The following is a 20711-nucleotide window of genomic DNA, read 5'->3' as shown; positions in this document are numbered from 1 at the left end:
ACAAGGTAACGTAAAGAGCCTATAGGTGACTGAGAACGCAAGAAATTCGGGCACAAGGTAACGTAAAGAGCCTATAGGTGACCGAGAACGCAAGAAACTTGGGCACAAGGTAACGTAAAGGGCCGATAGGTGACCGTGAACACTAGAAATTCGGGCACAAGGTAACGTAAAGAGCTAATAGGTGACCGTGAACGCAAGAAATTCGGGCACAAGGTAACGTAAAGAGCTAATAGATGACCGAGAACGCAAGAAACTTGGGCACAAGGTAACGTAAAGGGCCTATAGATGACCGAGAACACAAAAAAACCCTTCACAAGGTAACGTAAAGAGCCTATAGGTGACCGAGACGCAAGAAATTCGGGCACAAGGTAGCGTAAAGGGCCGATAGGTGACCGTGAACGCAAGAAATTCGGGCACAAGGTAACGTAAAGAGCCTATAGGTGACCGTGAACGCTAGAAATTCGGGCACAAGGTAACGTAAAGAGCCTATAGGTGACCGAGAACGCAAGAAATTCGGGCACAAGGTAACGTAAAGGGCCGATAGGTGACCGAGACGCAAGAAATTCGGGCACAAGGTAGCGTAAAGAATGGGTACAATTGGTTACCGTAATAAGGTTGCATATTTTTGGCTGCCAACTGAACTGGAATATGTTGCAGTGATCAAAAATATTAATTAAAATCACTTTATTTTTAAAAAGGTTTGTGCTTTTACGAAAATAAATTACAGTAAAAATAACATGCTGGCACTATTGGTTTCTTTTAAGGAACATTTCATATTCAGGAATCATACCTTTAAAGGAATAACTGAATCAGAACAAAGTTGCATTGGCATTTTTTATGAGATTGGAGATGATTGGTTTGAATAAACCATCTGTTGATGATGCCCTAAAAGAGGGGATGTATGGTCCAAAGGAAATCAAACCCGAGGAAAGGCGTCAATTTTTAGGCACCTTAAGAGAAAGAATCGTCGTTGTCTTAAAGAATGGCCAAGTAACAGAACAAAAGGTTTACCCCCAGATTGAGCAAAACATAAAGGAGCATCCAACAGCCCATCTGTTTTTAAACGGGAATATTGATTATGAGCAGCTTTCGAAATATGTAAAGCTTGCAAACAAATACCATATTGAACATACGATTGTAACCAATAAAGAGCATAATACGGAAATTGGTCTCGTATTGGCAATGGACCATGCCATAGACAAAGAAGAAATCTATGTTGAGAAAATTGATGCAATGTCAACCCAAAACGAAGCTGTAAAAAAGAAGTCTTTTTTCTCAAAGTTATTTAAATGGTAATTAGAAATGCGGCCAATTAGAGAAGGACACTTGTCGCTAAGAGATGTGCTAGCTAAACAATAATCAAAGTCTTATCCTACGGTGAAGATCTTCTCGCTCCTTTGTTTTGAAATTAATTCTCACATAATTGCTTCAAGATGATATATAATTAAGAAAAATCATGATAGCACTAGGGGAGCCGTAAAAATGAAGGCTGAGAAAAAGACCCATGTCTTTGACCCTTTTACCTGATCTGGATCATGCCAGCGGAGGGAAGTGTATGCACATTTTACGTACATGCGGATTCCTATTACCGGGAATCCTTTTCTTATTTTTCTGTTCCCCAAGTGCTTTCAAAAATTAAAGGGGAATTTCTGATGAAAAAAACACAAAAACTTACATTAACAGCCATGTTGATTGCGATTGGTACCTTGACAAGCAATCTCTTATTTATTCCACTCGGGATTACGAAACTGTTTCCCATGCAAAGCTTTATTAACGTTTTGACCGCAGTTATGCTTGGACCATATTATGCTGTAGCAGAAGCATTTTGCATCTCGGTTTTAAGAAATATGCTTGGGACCGGGTCAATCTTTGCTTTTCCTGGCAGTATCATTGGGGCCCTATTAGCAGCATTATTATACAAAAAGACAAACAAACTTTTTATGGCCTTCTTTGGAGAAGTAGTTGGGACGGGAATAATTGGAGCAATCGCCTGCTTTCCCATTTCCACGCTATTACTTGGAAAAGAAGCAACTTTATTTGGTTTCATCCCAGCGTTTATTTTTAGTGCCTTTGGTGGTGCTCTCATTGGACTTATCGTTTTAGTGATTTTCATGAAAAATAAAGCTGTTGCTCAAATGTTAAAACAACCAGGCAGTGTGGAAAAGCATTAACGAGAAGTATTCGATTTGGGGATTTACTGGAACTTTGTTAAAAAACACTTGGCTAATCGTCCAAGTGTTTTTTTCGCTTACTGTTGGTAATGATAGGATCTCGGTGCCTATAAGTTATTCATGGATCACTGATTATTGCCCATTTTCGGGTAAAAGGATATCACCTGATTTGAATTTTATAGAAAAAAACGGATTGTAAACGCTTTCTAATAGCTATTGTTCACTATCGATCGTTGCGGTAGCCCTAAACTATTTGGTATGATCAAATAATGAGGATCGAATCGATTGGAGGTAAAAGAAAAATGTCGCGGATCTCGATAGACCAAGTTAAACATGTCGCTAATTTAGCACGATTAGCCATAACTGAAGAAGAGGCAGAAAAGTTTACGAAACAGCTAGATGCTATCATTGGTTTTGCAGAGCAGCTTAATGAATTGGATACTGAAAATGTAGAACCAACCTCACATGTATTGGACATAAAGAATGTCTTGCGTGAAGACGTGCCGCAAAAAGGCTTACCGCGAGAAGAGGTACTGAAAAATGCTCCTGAAGAGCAGGATGGCCAATTTAAAGTACCATCTATTTTGGGGGATTAAGGAGGAAAAACAGGTGAGTTTATTTGATCATAAAGTTGCTGAGCTTCATCAACTTTTACATAAAAAGGAACTTAGTGTAGCTGACCTTGTAGCTGAGTCTTATAAGCGAATTGGCCAAGTAGACGATAAAGTTCAAGCTTTTTTAACATTAGATGAAGAGCAGGCAAAAGTAACTGCGAAGAAGTTTGATGAAAGACTATCAACAGATGAAACTAAGGGCTTGTTGTTTGGAATGCCGATTGGCGTAAAGGATAACATCGTTACTAAGGGCTTGCGGACAACCTGCGCAAGCAAAATACTGGAAAACTTTGACCCGATTTACGATGCAACGGTTGTTCAGAAGTTACAAAAAGCTGAGACAATCACAATTGGAAAGTTAAATATGGACGAGTTTGCAATGGGCTCCTCCAATGAAAACTCGGCATTCCAGAAAACGAAAAATCCATGGAATCTCGAAACGGTACCAGGTGGTTCATCAGGCGGCTCCGCAGCAGCGGTTGCAGCTGGTGAAGTGTTATTTGCGCTCGGTTCCGATACAGGCGGTTCGATTCGCCAACCGGCAGCCTTTTGTGGAGTTGTTGGCATGAAACCAACCTACGGCCGAGTTTCTCGCTACGGACTTGTAGCGTTTGCTTCGTCGCTTGATCAAATTGGACCAGTTACCAGAACAGTTGAGGACAATGCCTATCTTTTACAAGCCATTTCTGGTCTAGATCCAATGGATTCCACGTCCGCGAATGTTGATGTCCCTAATTTTGTAGAATCTCTGACAGGCGATATAAAAGGGCTGAAAATTGCTGTACCGAAGGAATACCTTGGTGAAGGTGTCAGTGAATCGGTACGCCAATCAGTGTTGGAAGCTTTAAAGGTACTTGAGAAGCAAGGGGCTGTATGGGAGGAAGTATCACTACCGCATTCTAAGTATGCCCTTGCAACCTATTATCTGCTTTCTTCTTCGGAAGCTTCAGCGAACCTTTCCCGCTTTGACGGAGTTCGCTATGGTTACAGAACACCAAATGCCGAAAGCTTACTTGATTTATATAAACAAACTAGGGCAGAAGGCTTTGGTGATGAAGTAAAGCGGCGGATTATGCTGGGAACGTTTGCGCTTAGTTCAGGCTATTATGATGCTTATTATAAAAAAGCACAAAAGGCGCGTACCCTGATTAAAAAAGACTTTGAAGATGTTTTCGAAAAGTATGATGTGATTGTTGGGCCGACAACACCAACCCCTGCTTTTAAAATCGGGGAAAATATTGACGACCCGTTAACGATGTATATAAATGATATCCTAACCATTCCGGTTAATCTTGCTGGTGTCCCTGGTATCTCCGTTCCGTGTGGATTCGAAGCTGGTCTTCCATTAGGCTTACAAATTATCGGCAAGCACTTTGACGAAGCAACAGTCTATCGGACAGCACATGCATTTGAACAGGCAACTGATTATCATAAGCAAAAGCCAGAACTGTAGGGGGTGAAAGAAATGGAATTTGAAACAGTTATCGGACTTGAGGTCCATGTAGAATTAAAGACAGAATCAAAAATATTTTCGTCCAGTCCAAACCACTTTGGAGCTGAGCCGAATACGAATACACATGTCGTGGATTTAGGCTATCCGGGCGTACTGCCGGTATTAAATAAAAAGGTAGTTGACTATGGAATGAAGGCTGCAATGGCTTTGAATTGTGAAATAGCAACCCATACAAAATTTGACCGAAAAAACTACTTTTATCCGGATAATCCAAAGGCCTATCAAATTTCCCAGTTTGATAAGCCGATTGGCGAACATGGCTGGATTGATATTGAAGTAAACGGCTATAAGAAAAGGATTGGCATTACAAGAATTCATCTTGAAGAGGATGCTGGCAAGCTGAACCATGGCCGAGGTTACTCGCTAGTTGATTTAAACCGTCAAGGAACACCACTGATCGAGATTGTATCTGAACCTGATATCCGCACACCAGATGAAGCATACGCTTATCTTGAAAAATTAAAATCAATTGTCCAGTATACTGGCGTTTCCGATTGCAAAATGGAGGAAGGCTCACTTCGCTGTGATGCTAACATTTCGATCCGCCCTGTTGGACAAGAGGAATTTGGAACGAAAACAGAGTTAAAGAACTTGAACTCCTTTAATTTTGTCCGAAAGGGATTGGAATATGAAGAGTGGCGGCAAAGAGAGGTTGTCAACGCAGGCGGAACGATCGATCAGGAAACACGCCGCTTTGACGAATCGTCAAATACAACGATCCTTATGCGTGTAAAAGAAGGCTCAGATGATTATCGCTACTTCCCAGAACCAGACCTTCCTGATTTATACATTGATGAGGAATGGAAAGCCCGGATTCGTTCAGAAATTCCTGAGCTTCCAGATGCTCGTCAGAAACGTTATGTAGCAGAACTTGGTCTTCCTGTTTATGATGCTGAGGTTTTGACAGTTACTAAGGAAATGGCCGATTTCTTTGAAACAACAATTAAAGCAGGCGCAGATCCAAAATTGGCATCAAACTGGTTAATGGGAGATGTATCAGCTTACTTAAACGCTGAACAAAAAGAATTGGCTGATGTTCCGTTAACGCCTGTTGGACTTGCTGGAATGATTAAGCTGATCGAAAACGGGACAATCTCCTCGAAGATTGCGAAAACCGTCTTTAAAGAGCTGATTGAAAATGGCGGAGACGCGGAGCAAATCGTGAAAGAAAAAGGACTTGTGCAAATCTCCGATGAGGGTGCATTGTTAAAAATTGTTACTGAGGTTCTTGATGCCAACCCGCAAATCATTGAAGATTACAAAAATGGGAAAAAGAAAGCTGCCGGTTTCTTTGTCGGGCAAATCATGAAGGCGACAAAAGGACAAGCCAACCCGCAAGTCGTTAATAAATTATTACAAGAAGAAATAGATAAGAGATAAAAATAAGGCTGACAGAGGAAGCTCTGTCAGCCTTATTTTTTTGAAAGTCGAAACATGTTTCGACTTTCTTTTTTTATTTCCTGGGGAACTTTCTTTCGTTGCTAATGATTTTGAATCCTTTAATCAAACGTTTGATTAAGAGGAGAAAAAGCGAACTGTGTAGAGGAATGTCAGTATTTCGATATATATCCTACTTTCCGATGGTACGTGAATGAATTTGGTGACATTGTTTTTATTTCTTTTTATAAAAAGTGCCATCATTTCCTATGATATTCGTCTTTTTAATCAAACGTTTGATCAAGAAGAATTATGTCAAATGGAGAGAAAAAGTAAAAGGCATGGAGGAATGAATAGTTGAAAAGAAGAATATAGATTTTAGAAAAGCGGGATGTAGCTCAGCTTGGTAGAGCACTAGCATGGGGTGCTAGTGGTCGCAGGTTCAATTCCTGTCATCCCGATAAAAAAAGGTCCCTTCACTTTGAAGAGACCTTCCGTTCAACCTTTTTTTACTAACCTGACACTCTCCTGAAAATCCTCTTCAATTGCTTGGTTTTTCCGATAGGTCATGAAGCTGACAACAACGGAAACTACTAGGTTGAAAACGAAGCCAGGGACAATTTCATAGAGGGTATCGCCAAGTCCAAGATTTTTCCAGATGATGACGGTAACAGCACCGACAATCATACCAAACAGGGCCCCCCAATTGGTCATCTTCTTCCAAAATAAGCTTAAGAGAATAATCGGTCCGAAGGAGGCTCCGAAACCAGCCCATGCATAGGCAACAAGGTTTAAAATTGTGTTGTTTTGTCTGAAAGCAAGAATTGCTGCAGCCACCGAAACGATTAAAACAGCCATTCTTCCTAGAAATACCAGTTCTTTGTCTTTTGCATCTTTCCGTACAACAATTTTGTACAAGTCTTCGACCAAAGCACTGGATGTAACAATTAACTGAGAAGAAATTGTGCTCATAATTGCTGCAAGAATTGCCGCAAGTACAAATCCGGCAAATAACGGGTGGAATAAAATTTGCCCAAGTTCAATAAAAACAGCTTCAGGATTTTTCAGTGAGTAATGTGAATGTTGATGGAAAAAAGCCAAACCAATCAATGCAGTAAGAATTGTTCCAATTAACGAAAAAATCATCCAGAACATGCCGATTCTGCGGGCACTTTTTATTTCTTTTATTGTCGTAATGGCCATAAACCTGACAATTATATGTGGCTGGCCAAAATAGCCAAGACCCCAGGCCATTGCAGAGACAATTCCTAAAAAAGAAGTGCCTTTAAATAAGTTTAGTAACGTAGGGTCAATTGCTCGGATCGTTTCAACCGTTTGTGCCGGTCCGCCGGTATGGAAAATTCCAATAGCTGGGACGAGCAAGAGTGCGATCAGCATCATCAGACCTTGAATAAAATCTGTGTAGCTTACAGCAAGAAAGCCGCCAAATAATGTGTAGGCAATGCAAACACCGCCGACAATATAAAGACCTGTGTGGTAGCTCGTATCGAAAGAGTTTTGAAAGAATACAGCGCCTGAAACCATTCCGGACGAAACATAGAAGGTAAAGAACACCAGAATGACAATACCGGAAACTATCCGGAGCATTTTTGTATGATCCTTAAAACGGTTTTCTAAGTAGCTTGGAATCGTAATGGAGTTGTTGGCTACCTGTGTGTAAGAGCGTAAACGGGGGGCTACCAATAACCAATTAAGATACGCTCCAATTGTTAAGCCGATGGCAATCCATGCATCTGCCAATCCGGTGACATAGACTCCCCCTGGTAATCCCATTAACAGCCAGCCGCTCATATCAGCTGCTCCTGCACTTAATGCGGTTACAGCTGGTCCCAACGATCGCCCTCCTAGCATGTAATCGGTAAGGTTGCTTGTCCTTCGATAGGAATACCAACCGATTAACAGCATTCCGGCTAGATAAATCCCAATGGAAACAAGCTGTAGATTTTCCTTTGACATTCATTTCCCTCCTATAAATAATGAAATAAGCTTTTATTAGTGCATAAACAATCGTGACTGGGCCTGTATTTCCTTCAGGGCTTAGTCAGTTAAATTTTTATTATACAATACTATTTGCAATAATATTGTATATTTATAAAAAATTCTATCAGCTTTATTTATAATATAATTTTTAACCTTTAGTCAATATGATTACTTTTATAATATAGAAAAATAATTTACCAATATTATATTTGCGCGGTAACGAAAGGGAGGTAATCGTCCCCGTGGACGTGGAAAAAGGGGCGTGCCGGAACCGCCATATATACTACTTTAACCGTCAGCCCAATTACCACTCAGCCTCAGATTTTTAAAAAAATCCACCTTTGTTTTTTTTGCAAAAAAAGAAAAATGAGTTATGATAGTAGTCGGATGTCTCCTAGGAAGAGTTTTGTCCATCTTTAAAGGATTTTAAGAATAAATATTTGGTGGAATATAGAAATGATTGGTGACTCCATATGCTAAATGAGTGAATTCAGTAATAGGATGATGAAAATGAAAAGAGCCAGACTTATATATAATCCTACATCAGGACGGGAAATTCTTAAGCGTAATCTTCCGGATATTCTTCAAAAATTGGAAGTTGCCGGCTACGAGGCTTCCTGTCATGCAACTACAGGTTTGGGCGATGCTACAACTGCTGCTCGGATTGCTGTTGAGCGTGAGTATGATGTTGTGATTGCTGCTGGTGGAGACGGAACAATCCATGAGGTGGTCAACGGTCTAGCAGAACAGAAATACCGGCCAAAGTTGGGAATTATACCTGGTGGAACAACAAATGACTTTGCCCGTGCCTTGCAGATTCCGCGTGATGTCGGTGCGGCAGTCGATATTATTACAAAAGGGGATACGATTCCTGTTGATATTGGCCGATTTAATGAAAAGTATTTTATCAACATTGCGGGCGGGGGCAGGATCACTGAGCTTACATATGAGGTGCCGAGCAAATTAAAGACCATGCTTGGCCAGCTAGCCTATTATTTAAAAGGAATGGAAATGCTGCCTTCCATCAAAGCCACTGATTTAAGGATTGAGTATGATGGAAAGCTTTTTGAAGGAGAGGTTATGCTTTTCCTTGTTGGGTTGACCAATTCAATAGGTGGATTTGAAAAATTGGCACCCGACTCGTCGATTAATGATGGTTTGTTTTCATTGTTGATTTTGAAAAAAACAAATCTTGCTGATTTAATTCGCATTGCAACGTTAGCCTTACGCGGTGAACATGTAAATGATGCAAATGTAATTTATACTCAGGCAAATCATATCAAAGTGGATTCAAATGAAGAAAAGGTTCAATTGAATTTGGATGGTGAACTAGGTGGATTGTTACCTGCAGTGTTTGAAAACCTCTATCGCCATTTAGAGGTGTTTGTTCCGATTGATGATATTCGACCACTGGATAAACCAACCGATTGGGAGTCTGGAATGAGATATAGCTAAAACAAAGTTCGTTCTAACAGGGACGAACTTTTTCTTCGTCTACGCGGCACAGTCGCCGAACGGGCACTTCCGCTTTTAATTGTATTTCTGCAATTTTGCAAATAGTGCTATAATGACAGAAGACATGGATTTCTGATACAAATCGAAAGGGGTGAAGGGGGAATAACGGGTAACCGTTAATCACTATTGATGATACATATGATTTTGTCGCGGTTGAAGGGGTGCTGACCCGTGGAGAAACTGGAGGGGCGATCGAAACGAAAATCGTTGAGTAAACATAAAGGATTTAAAATTGTTGTTTATAAAGATGCGGTTGCTTCCTTTAACCAAAAAGGCCATGAATGGGTGCTTGAACACTTTCACAGCCATTGGATATAATGGTTAATTAAACTTAAAATTGTTGTGTTGTTTATAGTAGTGGAAAATTACTCAACGGATGTCGGAGGTTATTATGAAACACATTTATCGAGATGATAGTTTAGCTCTTCATACAGATCTCTATCAAATTAATATGGCAGAAACGTATTGGAGAGATGGAATACATAATAAACGTGCGGTCTTTGAATTGTTTTTCCGAAAGCTCCCGTTTGGAAACGGTTACGCTGTGTTCGCAGGTTTGGAGAAAGTGATTCAATTTATTCAAGGTTTTCGTTTCTCTGAGGATGACCTCGAGTATTTAAAAAATGAAGTAGGCTATAAAGATGATTTTTTAGCTTTTCTCAAAGATATGCGCTTTACTGGAACGATTCGTTCAATGAAAGAAGGAGAATTGGTTTTTAACAATGAGCCGCTGTTAAGAATTGATGCTCCGCTTGCTGAAGCACAATTGATTGAAACAGCCTTGCTAAACATCGTTAATTACCAAACCTTAATTGCCACCAAAGCATCACGGATCAAGCAGGTAGTAGGCAATGAAGTAGCAATGGAATTTGGGACAAGACGTGCCCAGGAATTGGATGCTGCTATCTGGGGAACAAGAGCAACCTATCTAGCCGGTTTTGAAGCAACAAGCAATGTTCGGGCAGGAAAACTATTTGGAATCCCTGTTTCCGGGACCCATGCACACTCGATGGTACAAGCTTATAAAGATGAATACACCGCCTTCCATAAATATGCTGCGACGCATAAGGACTGCGTGTTTTTAGTGGATACATACGATACGCTCCGCCTTGGTGTACCCAATGCCATCAAAGTAGCAAAAGAGCTTGGCGACAAGATTAATTTTATTGGGATCCGCATCGATAGCGGTGACCTAGCTTATTTAACAAAAGAAGCCCGTAAAATGCTTGATGAAGCGGGATTTAAGGGTGCAAAAATTACTGCATCAAGCGATCTAGATGAGTATACGATTATTAACTTGAAGGCCCAAGGAGCGCAGATTGATAGCTGGGGAATTGGTACAAAGCTGATTACAGCATTCGATCAGCCTGCATTAGGTGCTGTTTATAAAATTGTGGCGATCGAAGATGAAAATGGCAATATGGTGGATACGATTAAAATATCTTCCAATCCGGAGAAGGTAACAACACCAGGACTTAAAAAGGTATATCGGATTATTAATAACACAAATCACCATGCTGAAGGGGATTATATTGCGATGGAGGGGGAGGAACTGCCTGAAAAAGAGATCAGAATGTTCCATCCAACGCATACCTATATTAATAAAGTAATCACAAATTTTACGGCTCGTGAACTTCAAAAAGATATTTTTGTGAATGGTGAGCTGGTTTATGAAGTACCTTGCATTGCAGAATCCCGAGAGTACTTGAAGCAGAATCTTGCCTTCCTTTGGGATGAGTACAAGCGGATCATGAATCCTGCGGAATACCCAGTTGATCTTAGCAAAACTTGCTGGGATAACAAGTTGAGAAATATCGAAGAGGTCAAAGATAAAGTGAAAGCAATGCAACAAAGCTAAGGATGGACGCCCAATTTTGGGCGTCTTTTCATATAAAAAAGACAGAGGCGTTACCGCCAATGTCTTTTATGCTTCATTCAATTGGGATGGGTCGTAGCCAAAGCTTTTAGAAATTACCTTACTTATTTCAATGATTGACTTACTAAGCTCTCCATCTTCATTTGTCGGTATTTGATTCAAAAAACCGACAACTGTTACAGCACCCAATAGTTCTTTTTTGTAATTTAAAACTGGAAAAGAGATAGATGAAGCAGATGGAACAAGCGTTTCAAGTCCAAACGATATTTCTTTTTCTTTAATCATACTTACTTCAGCTTCCAGCTCCTGTAACTGATCAGGGAGTATCCTATTCCTTTCTACCTCCTTCCAATCCCTTACGATTGTTTCGTCCATAAAGGCCATAAAAATTTTCCCCGTTGCCGAGTTAGGTGGAAGAACCGTTCCAATTTGTGCACCAATATTAAAACCTTGGCTAACGTTTAACATCTTAATAACCATCGGGCCGCTATGGGTCCAGATGGAGAACAACACCGTGCTTTGTGTTTTACTATTCAATTCTTCTAAATAAGGTGTAATTCGATCAAGGACATTTTCTTGGTCCACCGCGGCCATTCCATACTCAATTAATTTGCTTCCAAGTACATAGGAACCTGACTCCCTATCACGGTAGAGAATCCCTAAATGCGTAAAAGTATTAAGATATTTATATAAATTACTTTTTGTAATTTGAGTGTATTCTTGAATTTCAGTAAACTTGCAAGGCTTTGCTTGGTGAGCAATAAAATCCAAAATCCCCATCCCTATTTCTAAGGATTGAATAGTTGTCCCTTTTTTAAGCTTCTCCATTAATAATCCTCCTTGTCACTAAAGTATGAATCATGAATCTTTAGTGGCTTCAAACGCCTTTAAAATCTAGAATAACATATTCATCTCTTTTTTGAACCTTTCATACTAGAAGTATACACTAATCGGAAAACATTATATGTTTAAATTTTTTATTTAAATTCTGAAAATTAAGTTATTGACAATTGTGTGAACAATTGATTATCATAATAGAGAACAAGGGAACCTAATTATAGAATTATACAATTAAACAAAAAAAGGAGGAATTCATTCTTGAAACAATTTCTCGTTTTTATTGAGAGAAAGCCTTCATTTACCGGGAGTACAATTCAAGGACATCGGGAGTTTTTACAAAAACTAAAAAATGATAACGTTTTAAAAGTGGCAGGAGGCTTTCAAGATCAAACTGGCGGGGCCTATGTCATTCAAGTGGATTCTTTTGATGAGGCAGCAAATATCGTAAATCAGGATCCAATGAAAGTTGAAAATGATGCAATTTATACAATTAAGGAATGGAATGCACAATAAATTTTAATAGATAAGGAGTTTTTAATATGAAATTAATAACGTTTGCAAGAGAAGGAGTTTCACGTGTTGGAGCGATAGTAGATAACGAGGTTGTTGATTTAAACCTTGCCTATCAGGTATTGGTAGAATCAGAAGGTAAATTACGTGCTGCACAAATTGCTGAAGCATTTGTTCCGGCAGATATGAATGGTTTCTTGCAGGGGGGGAAGGAAAGCCTTGAACTTGCGAAAAATGCAATTAAATTTGCACTGGAAACGAGAGAAGACAAAGGCCGTAAGCTTGTATTTGCACTAAGTGATGTGAAAGTAGAAGCTCCAGTACCACAGCCTGGAAAAATGATTTGCGTGGGACATAACTATCGGGAACATATTATGGAAATGAAACGAGAAATTCCGCCATTTCCTGTTGTTTTTGCTAAGTTTGCGAATACAGTTGTCGGACCACAGGACGATATTCCGTTCTACCCAGTTTCTGAACAGCTAGACTATGAAGCAGAATTTGCTTTTGTTATCGGAAAAAGAGCAAGAAATGTATCTCAGGAAGAGGCATTGGATTATGTTGCAGGATACACCATCGTTAATGATGTAACATACCGTGACATTCAACGCCGGACAATTCAATGGTTACAAGGTAAGACGGTAGAGGGCAGTGCCCCGATGGGTCCTTGGCTTGTAACTTCTGATGAGCTGACAGATCCTTCCGGTTTAGAAGTTGTATTAGCGGTGAATGGGGAAGAAAGACAGCATACGAATACTGCTAATCTTGTTTTCTCTGTTCAATATTTAGTAGAGTTTTTATCCAACTTAATGACACTTGAACCAGGTGATGTTATCTTAACCGGAACACCAGGCGGGGTAGGCACTGCAATGAATCCGCCAACGTACTTAAAAGACGGTGACGTTGTGAAAATTGCCATTGATAAAATCGGGACATTAGAAAATAAAGTAAAAAGAGTGGCTGTAGGGGTGACCTTGTAATGGAAACAAAAACAATCCAGCAAGCAATTGAATCCATTCACCAGTCAATTAATAAAATGATTGGCACAGTTGCAGGGCTTTCAGAGGATACGATCCGCTGGAAGCCAAGTGAAGAGGAATGGTCCATTATGCAAATTTTATGTCACGTAGTGGAGGCAGTCCCTTACTGGTTGGGTGAGATAGCCGAAATAAAGGCACAGTCTGAGAAATTATGGGGAAGAAACCACCTTCAAGAGGCACGCCTTGCCGCTGTAACCGATACAGACAGATGGACGATTGATGATGTATTGAAAGAACTTGATGCTTTACAGTCTCAAGTGGAAAAGGAACTAGGCGCTTTAGACAAAGATACACTAGCCATTACTGCAACAAGCCGCAACCCAAACTTCGGCACAAAACCGATTTCGCTTATTGTAGATCATCTTATTGTCGAACATGTAAGCAAGCACTACGGACAGATTGAAAGAAATCAATCAAAATTAAGCTAATAAGAGGGGGATATGAATATGGCTGAGAAAACAGAGTTTATGAGCAGTCAGCTTGTTCAAGATTTTAATCGGGATCTTGAAGAATATCATCTTGGCCCGTTATGGGAAGCAATCCCGGCATTGATGCATAAACAGCCTGAGCCGCAGGCACAGGCCTATCTTTGGAAATGGGATGTTATTTATAAAAAAATTAATGGAAGCGTCAACAATCTTTACTCCTGAACGCGGCGGGGAAAGAAGAGCGATTTATTTCCAGAATCCAGGGCTAACCTATCGCCAGCCATGGGGATGGGCATCAACAACACAAACTCTTTATGCTGCTGCTCAGCTAATCCTGCCTGGTGAAACAGCTCCATCCCATCGCCATTCTCAGAATGCGCTTCGTTTTATTACCCATGGAGAAGGGGCTTACACCATCGTTCAGGGTGAAAGGATTTTTATGGAAGAGGGCGACTTCCTCATAACACCCAAAAATCTGTGGCACGGTCACGCCCATCTTGGTTGATAAACCAATGATCTGGATGGACGCTCTGGATATTCCGGCAGTTTATTCTATGGGTGGAACGTTCTTTGAACCATATCCGGAGGCTATTGAAGAACCAAAGGTGCCTGATAATTTCTCTTCACACCGTTATGAAGGTGGAATGGTACGTCCAATCGGCGATCGCTATCCAATGTCCGCTCCACGTGGTGCCTATAAATGGAATAAAACCGAGGATGCGATCAACGGATTAAGTCGTTTTGATCCAGATCCATTTGATGGTTATGCAGTTGAGTTCATTAATCCATCAACGGGAGAAACGGCCAATAAAAATATTGCTTCTTGGATGCAGAAACTTCCAAAAGGAATCCATACAAAAGCTCACCGTCATACACACGCTACGATTTATAACGTATTTAAGGGGTCAGGCTACAGCGTGATAAATGGAGTTCGATTTGACTGGTCAGCAGGAGACTATTTTGTCGTACCTAACTGGGCATGGCATGAGCACGTTGCTGATGAAGATACGTATTTATTCTCTTGCAGCGATTTACCAATTATGGAGCAATTCGATCTTGAACAATCGCAAAGTTTCGAACAAAACAAGGGCCAGCAAACGATTACGAGAGAATTTAAACCAAAATTAGCTTAAAAATATACGAGCAAAGGGGATTGAAGAAAATGGCAGAAAATAATTTAATCATTGTCGGTGGTGGAATTGGGGGATTAGCTGCAGCACTTGGTGCAGCAAAAGCAGGTAATTCTATTACCGTATTGGAACGTGCTCATGAATTTGGGGAAGTAGGAGCAGGTATTCAACTTGGACCAAATGCGATGGCAGTTCTAGATAGCTACGGTTTATTAGGAGAAATTGCAAAGGTTGCTGTTTTCCCACAAAGACTTGTATTAAGAGATGCCTTTTCAGGAAAAGAATTAGTAGCATTAGATCTTGGAGACCAATTTAAAGAACGGTTTGGGTATAGCTATTGTGTGCTTCATCGTTCCGACTTGCACAGGATTTTATTTAATGCATGCCAAGCTATTCCAGCTATTACACTATTAAATAACCAGGAAATCGTATCTGTTGATGAAACCGAAGCTGGCGTTACAGTAACCAATGCTAAAGGAGAAAAATTTACTGCTAAAGCTGTTATTGGAGCAGATGGATTAAAATCGAATATTCGCAAAGTGTTTAGCGATGATCAACCGGTTACTTCGGAATATGTAGCATACCGGGGCACGATTCCGATTAGTGAAATTTCTCCAGACTCTAATTTTGATGATGTTATTATGTGGATTGGGCCAAATCTACATGTTGTCCAATATCCTGTCCGTGGTGGAAAGTTATACAATCAAGTCGTTGTGTTTAAAAGCTACGCATATAAAGAAAACTCTGATGACTGGGGCACACCAGAAGAAATGGAAAGACGTTTCGAAGGCTGCCACAAGCATGTTCGCCAGGCTATTGACTTCATTCAACGTCAAATTCGCTGGCCAATGTTCGACCGAAACCCAATTGATAATTGGACAAAAGGAAATGTTACTCTATTAGGGGATGCAGCACATCCAATGCTTCAATACTTGGCTCAAGGTGGAGTTCAGGCCTTTGAAGATTCTGCCTACTTAGCTAAAATGCTTGAAGAACATGGAAATAACTATGCTGAAGCCTTTAAAGCATACCAAGAAGAGAGAATTCCGCGTACAGCAAAAGTACAAACGACAGCTCGATTCTATGGAGAAATTATCCATGCTGAGGATCCAGTAACAATTGCTGTCCGCGATGCTTATTTTGAAAAAAGAACAGCAGATGAATATGATGTGGTTGATTGGTTATATGGTTATCGGAAGTTTGCCTCAGATAAGGTAAATTCTTAATATTGTACATTTTATATTAGGATTCCCAGGGTTTCTCTTGGGAATTTTTTCAAAATTCTTTAAATTAGTCAAAAGGAGAGGCATTGTATGGCAACTTTACGTGAAGAAGCATTAAAGATGCATAAGGAAAATAGAGGAAAGCTTGGTGTCCATTCAAAAGTTTCCGTACAAAATGCAAAAGATTTAAGTCTCGCCTATTCCCCTGGCGTAGCCGAACCATGTATGGATATTTATAAAGATGAAAACAAAGTTTATGATTACACGATGAAGGGAAATCTCGTTGCTGTTGTGACAAATGGAACAGCTGTACTGGGTCTGGGAAATATCGGCCCAAAAGCCGCCCTGCCAGTCATGGAAGGAAAAGCCTTATTATTCAAATCGTTCGCAGATGTAGATGCCTTCCCCATTTGCTTAGATACAACCGACCCGGACGAGATCATTAATGTAGTTAGATTATTGGAACCGACTTTTGGCGGAGTGAATCTAGAAGATATTGCAGCTCCGCAATGCTTTGAAATTGAGGATAGGCTTCGGAAAACTTGTAATATACCAATTTTTCATGATGATCAGCATGGTACAGCTATTGTAACAGTCGCTGGGTTACTTAATGCTTTGAAACTTGTTAATAAAAATATAGAGGAAGTTCGCGTTGTTGCAAATGGTGCTGGTGCTGCCGGAGTTGCGATTGTTAAGTTGCTCCTTCGTATGGGTGTTAAGGATGTCATTCTATGTGATACCAAAGGGATTATTTATCAAGGACGCTTAGTCGGGATGAATCGTTTTAAAGATGAAATGGCCCAGATTACTAATAAAGAAAACAAACAAGGCACGCTTGCAGATGCTCTTGTTGGGGCTGATGTATTCGTCGGGGTTTCTGCGGCTGGTGCTGTAACAAAAGAAATGGTTCGTTCCATGAGTGCTGATTCGATTATTTTTGCTATGGCCAATCCAATTCCGGAAATACTGCCGCAGGAAGCAAAGGAAGCAGGAGCACTCGTAGTCGGGACAGGCCGTTCTGATTTTCCAAATCAAGTCAATAACGTACTGGCATTCCCTGGCATTTTCCGTGGTGCTTTGGACGTACGCGCAAAAGAAATTAACGAAGAAATGAAACTGGCAGCCGTTTATGCAATTTCCGGATTAATTGCTGATGATGAGTTGACTCCGGATTATGTGATTCCAGATCCATTTGACCCTAGAGTGGCGTCCCATGTAGCAAAGGCTGTTGCTGAAGCGGCAATGGAAACAGGAGTTGCGCAAATATATATTGATTCAAGCAAAGTGTAAGACCCCTATTTAATAGGATTTGAAGAAGAAATAGGTGGCCAAAATGAAAATTGATAAAAAATATGAACAAATAGTATTTACACTTTTTATGGCTCTGGGAATGTCCATTTTTATTTCTTTTGTATTGGTTTCGATTAATTTTGGATACAGCAGCGCATTTGGTAAAATATGGGCAAGAATATGGTGTGAGGCCTTTGTTTGTGCCTTTCCGGTATCCTACTTTTTACCTAAAGGAATAAGAAAGGTAATGAATACAATCACTTTTGTTGAGAAAAAGGATTATAAATTATAATTTGAGTTGTAATGTTTTGATTCTAAAGGGTTGATGCCATTTAAGTTTCCAACATGGATCCATAAATGGTGTCGGCTTTTTTTTATCGTCTAGCTCCAGCGCCCAGCGACTAGTGTACTTCGTTCACTTCCCTACGATAAGTCAAAGTCAAGCATGAATGCGCTAACGCTCTTCGTGTTTCCTTTGCAGCGTATTAACGGGCAGTAGATTCTCAACTGCCCGTAAAAACCCGGTTGGCTCAACTAACAATCAGCGAGAAATACACTCGCTGATTGAAGGTTCGCCTTATCTCAGTCAGTGCGCTTCAGTCCTGTCGTGCGCTAAACGGGCACTTGTTCTTTTGTTACATGGAAGCAAAAAAATACGTCTCAGGTCTTAGAATGTTTTAAGATTCAAGGTCTATGGAATCCATGAACAGATGGTGTATGATTAGAGTGAGCAAGAGAATGCTGCGATTAGTCATGCTTAAAAGAAGTAAACCGCAGCAATTTTATTCGTATAAAAGAATGAGTATTCTCAGGGGGGGCAAAAACGATGAACCCAATTCTAGCTTTTATTGTCAAAGCGTTCGTCGCTATTCCTATTATCGTCATGGTTTGGTTGATTAGTTATTTCGGATTTCGGCAATCCTTTTTGCTATCGTCGGGTGTTTCGGTTATTGGAGGTGGACTTATTTATTGGATAACTTCCGTTTATTTAAACCACAGTTTTTTAAAAAAGCATGGTTTAACACGAAAAGAATATCGCTATATTAAAGAAAATTTGCACGAAGCCAAAGGAAAAGTCATCAGGCTGCATAGATCCCTTTTAACCATTAGGCATATTCCTTCGATAAAGCAAAGAATTGAATTAATAAAGGTTTCAAAGAAAATTTACAGTTTGACAAAAAAAGACCCCAAACGCTTTTTTAAAGCGGAGCAATTTTACTTTTCCCATTTGGATTCAGCCGTCGAGCTAGCTGAAAAATATGTATTTCTTTCACGACAGCCAAAAAAGACTCCGGAACTGGATCAGTCTCTTCATGAAGCACTCTGGACACTAGAAGAATTGAACAAAACAGTAGAAAAAGATTTATATACTGTCATTGCTGATGATATTGAGAAGCTTGATTATGAAATAGATGTCGCCAAACATTCGTTAAAAAAACATGAACAATCTTAATTGTATTGAAAGCAGGAGATTTTATTATGAATGATAAGAGAATAGATTTGGAAAAAGGTGCAAATTTAATGGATGAGTTACTTTCAGACCCGTTCGGAAACAATCAAGTCCTGCCAAGTTTTCAAACTCAAGAACAAAGGGCGCCCAGACTAATTGATCGGCTTCCGGAAGAAAATCGGACAAAAGCCTATCAGCTTGCAGAGCAGATAGATCCAAAAAATCACGAAGCGATTATTTCCTTTGGAACACCTGCACAGTCTAAGCTGTTGTCGTTCTCGCATATCATGCTTGAGCATGTTCAAAAAAAAGATGTGGGTGAAGTCGGCGAGATTATCAGCGATTTAATGAAAAAACTAAATGAGGTAAATCCTGATGAACTAAGTGCAGAACGGAAGTCCTTCTTTTCACGCATGTTCGGCAAATTTTCAAGTTCAGTCCAAGAGGTGCTTTCCAAGTATCAAAAAACAGGCGCGCAAATTGATCGGATCAGTGTGAAGCTGGAGCGGAGCAAAGGTGTGCTAATTTCAGATATTAATATGCTTGAAAAGCTCTATGAAAACAATAAGGAGTATTTTCAGGCTTTAAATGTATATATAGCAGCAGGGGAAATTAAGCTTGATGAGCTTTATAACCAAACCATTCCTAAACTGAAAAAGGCTGCTGAAGCGGCTGATGACCAAATGAAATTTCAAGAGGTTAATGATATGCTGCAATTTGCCGACCGACTGGATAAACGTCTTTATGATTTGAAACTGAGCCGGGAAATAACGATTCAAAGTGCTCCGCAAATACGCCTAATTCAAAATACAAACCAGACGCTTGTGGAAAAAATTCAATCCTCGATCATGACAGCGATTCCACTCTGGAAAAACCAGGTGGCAATTGCCTTAACATTACTGAGGCAGCAACATGCCGTCGAGGCCCAAAAACTGGTTTCAAAAACGACCAATGAGCTGCTGCTGAAAAATGCTGAAATGTTAAAAACGAATACGATTGAAACTGCTAAGGAAAACGAGCGCGGTCTTGTCGATATTGAAACATTAAAGAAGACCCAGGAAAGTTTAATCACGACACTTGAAGAAACACTAAGAATTCAGGCGGAAGGGCGTAGCAAACGCCGCCAGGCAGAGCATGAATTAGCCTCAATGGAAAACGAATTAAAGAAAAAACTTCTTGAGATTAAAGGAAGATAATGCTGATTTATAAAATGTAGAATCCACTGAATTTATAAAAAGATATTCAGCAAATCAAAGTGAACAAAGCATAGAAATAACAACATACATGGACGGAACCACGCTTGCGCTAAAGCAGTAGCGTGACGGGGGACTGTCCCTTTTCGCAAGGATCCAGTAAAATTCATTTTGGTATTGTTATAAAATGAAAAGATCCCCAAGCAAAGGTGGATAAATGTCTATGAAAAGGTCTTTATAGGCTAAAATCACTTGAGTGGAAGGGCGAAAGTGTCCCGTAAAAGAGTTTATAGGCCAAAATCACGGAGCGGAAGGGGGAAAGCGCCCCGTAAAAGAGTTTTATAGGCCAAAATCACGGAGTGTAAGGGCAGAAGTGTCCCATAAAATGGTTTTATAGGCCAAAATCACGGAGCGGAAGAGCAAAAGTGTCCCATAAAATGGTTTTATAGGCCAAAATCACGGAGCGGAAGGGCAAAAGTGTCCTGTAAAAGAGTTTATAGGACAAAATCACGGAACGGAAGGGCAAAAGTGTCCCATAAA

Annotated in this window: 17 protein-coding genes, 1 tRNA gene, 2 pseudogenes and 1 riboswitch; of the genes and pseudogenes, 18 read left to right on the top strand and 2 right to left on the bottom strand. The window is 40.1% G+C overall.

The annotated features are described in order from the left end of the window. The first annotated feature begins 849 nt into the window (after nucleotides 1-849). The 6 genes from JN080_RS14920 to JN080_RS14895 all read left to right on the top strand — a co-directional run bounded on the left by JN080_RS14920 (nucleotide 850) and on the right by JN080_RS14895 (nucleotide 6136). Nucleotides 850-1296 (top strand): YueI family protein, encoded by a 447-nt coding sequence (locus tag JN080_RS14920; protein WP_309144682.1) that lies wholly within the window; start codon nucleotides 850-852, stop codon nucleotides 1294-1296. 161 nt (nucleotides 1297-1457) lie between these two features. Further along, nucleotides 1458-1567, top strand: a riboswitch (TPP riboswitch). Between the two features lie 85 nt (nucleotides 1568-1652). Continuing rightward, a complete protein-coding gene (gene thiW, locus JN080_RS14915) occupies nucleotides 1653-2171 on the top strand; it encodes an energy coupling factor transporter S component ThiW (RefSeq protein ID WP_256236803.1) in 519 nt (172 codons plus the stop codon). A 302-nt stretch (nucleotides 2172-2473) separates the two neighbouring features. Then, nucleotides 2474-2767 (top strand): Asp-tRNA(Asn)/Glu-tRNA(Gln) amidotransferase subunit GatC, encoded by a 294-nt coding sequence (gene gatC, locus JN080_RS14910; protein WP_256236802.1) that lies wholly within the window; start codon nucleotides 2474-2476, stop codon nucleotides 2765-2767. A gap of 13 nt (nucleotides 2768-2780) precedes the next feature. Further along, nucleotides 2781-4238, top strand: coding sequence for an Asp-tRNA(Asn)/Glu-tRNA(Gln) amidotransferase subunit GatA (gatA, locus tag JN080_RS14905; protein WP_256236801.1), 1458 nt, complete (start codon nucleotides 2781-2783; stop codon nucleotides 4236-4238). Between the two features lie 12 nt (nucleotides 4239-4250). Beyond that, nucleotides 4251-5678 (top strand): Asp-tRNA(Asn)/Glu-tRNA(Gln) amidotransferase subunit GatB, encoded by a 1428-nt coding sequence (gatB, locus tag JN080_RS14900; protein ID WP_256236800.1) that lies wholly within the window; start codon nucleotides 4251-4253, stop codon nucleotides 5676-5678. Between the two features lie 384 nt (nucleotides 5679-6062). Further along, nucleotides 6063-6136 (top strand) — tRNA-Pro (locus JN080_RS14895). A 37-nt stretch (nucleotides 6137-6173) separates the two neighbouring features. Here the strand turns inward: JN080_RS14895 and putP are convergent. After that, nucleotides 6174-7652, bottom strand: a complete 1479-nt coding sequence (putP, locus tag JN080_RS14890; RefSeq protein WP_256236799.1) for a sodium/proline symporter PutP — start codon at nucleotides 7650-7652, stop codon at nucleotides 6174-6176. 534 nt (nucleotides 7653-8186) lie between these two features. Between putP and JN080_RS14885 the strand changes: the two genes are divergently transcribed. The 3 genes and pseudogenes from JN080_RS14885 (at nucleotide 8187) to JN080_RS14875 (ending at nucleotide 11049) form a co-directional block, all read left to right on the top strand. Beyond that, entirely contained in the window at nucleotides 8187-9131 is a 945-nt protein-coding gene (locus JN080_RS14885) for a diacylglycerol kinase (protein WP_256236798.1), read from the top strand. A 276-nt stretch (nucleotides 9132-9407) separates the two neighbouring features. After that, nucleotides 9408-9509 (top strand): annotated as a pseudogene (locus tag JN080_RS14880) (cysteine hydrolase family protein); the annotation flags it as partial. Nucleotides 9510-9582: 73 nt separating this feature from the next. Then, on the top strand, nucleotides 9583-11049 hold the full coding sequence (locus tag JN080_RS14875) for a nicotinate phosphoribosyltransferase (protein ID WP_256236797.1): 1467 nt from the start codon (nucleotides 9583-9585) through the stop codon (nucleotides 11047-11049). Nucleotides 11050-11115: 66 nt separating this feature from the next. On the opposite strand, the gene JN080_RS14870 is transcribed toward JN080_RS14875, so the two are convergent. Further along, complete coding sequence (locus JN080_RS14870; protein ID WP_256236796.1) at nucleotides 11116-11895, bottom strand: IclR family transcriptional regulator; 780 nt, start codon at nucleotides 11893-11895, stop codon at nucleotides 11116-11118. Nucleotides 11896-12165: 270 nt separating this feature from the next. Between JN080_RS14870 and JN080_RS14865 the strand changes: the two genes are divergently transcribed. From JN080_RS14865 to JN080_RS14825, 9 genes and pseudogenes are all read left to right on the top strand, one after another. Further along, nucleotides 12166-12420: a YciI family protein gene (locus tag JN080_RS14865; protein ID WP_256236795.1), complete on the top strand. Its 255-nt coding sequence runs from the start codon at nucleotides 12166-12168 to the stop codon at nucleotides 12418-12420. Between the two features lie 26 nt (nucleotides 12421-12446). Next, nucleotides 12447-13397 carry a fumarylacetoacetate hydrolase family protein gene (locus JN080_RS14860; RefSeq protein WP_256236794.1) on the top strand — a complete coding sequence of 317 codons (951 nt, stop codon included), beginning with the start codon at nucleotides 12447-12449 and terminating at the stop codon, nucleotides 13395-13397. Continuing rightward, the gene (locus JN080_RS14855) at nucleotides 13397-13885 is read left to right on the top strand and encodes a DinB family protein (RefSeq protein ID WP_256236793.1); all 489 of its coding nucleotides are present in this window, start codon (nucleotides 13397-13399) and stop codon (nucleotides 13883-13885) included. Before JN080_RS14860 ends, JN080_RS14855 begins: the two co-directional genes overlap by 1 nt. A gap of 18 nt (nucleotides 13886-13903) precedes the next feature. Continuing rightward, nucleotides 13904-15018 (top strand): annotated as a pseudogene (locus JN080_RS14850) (cupin domain-containing protein). A 29-nt stretch (nucleotides 15019-15047) separates the two neighbouring features. Next, a complete protein-coding gene (locus JN080_RS14845; RefSeq protein ID WP_256236792.1) occupies nucleotides 15048-16241 on the top strand; it encodes an FAD-dependent monooxygenase in 1194 nt (397 codons plus the stop codon). An 87-nt stretch (nucleotides 16242-16328) separates the two neighbouring features. After that, nucleotides 16329-17528 carry an NADP-dependent malic enzyme gene (gene ystJ / locus JN080_RS14840; protein WP_256236791.1) on the top strand — a complete coding sequence of 400 codons (1200 nt, stop codon included), beginning with the start codon at nucleotides 16329-16331 and terminating at the stop codon, nucleotides 17526-17528. A 43-nt stretch (nucleotides 17529-17571) separates the two neighbouring features. Continuing rightward, nucleotides 17572-17820 (top strand): DUF2798 domain-containing protein, encoded by a 249-nt coding sequence (locus tag JN080_RS14835; protein ID WP_256236790.1) that lies wholly within the window; start codon nucleotides 17572-17574, stop codon nucleotides 17818-17820. Nucleotides 17821-18354: 534 nt separating this feature from the next. Beyond that, nucleotides 18355-18981, top strand: a complete 627-nt coding sequence (locus JN080_RS14830; protein WP_256236789.1) for a 5-bromo-4-chloroindolyl phosphate hydrolysis family protein — start codon at nucleotides 18355-18357, stop codon at nucleotides 18979-18981. Between the two features lie 26 nt (nucleotides 18982-19007). Then, entirely contained in the window at nucleotides 19008-20174 is a 1167-nt protein-coding gene (locus JN080_RS14825; protein WP_256236788.1) for a toxic anion resistance protein, read from the top strand. Nucleotides 20175-20711: the final 537 nt, after the last annotated feature.

It is taken from the genome of Bacillus sp. EB600 (assembly GCF_024494385.1).
Classification (GTDB): domain Bacteria; phylum Bacillota; class Bacilli; order Bacillales; family Cytobacillaceae; genus JAEVLT01.
The sequence above is the reverse complement of the archived record's forward strand: the minus strand, read 5'-3'. Positions and strand labels throughout refer to the sequence as shown.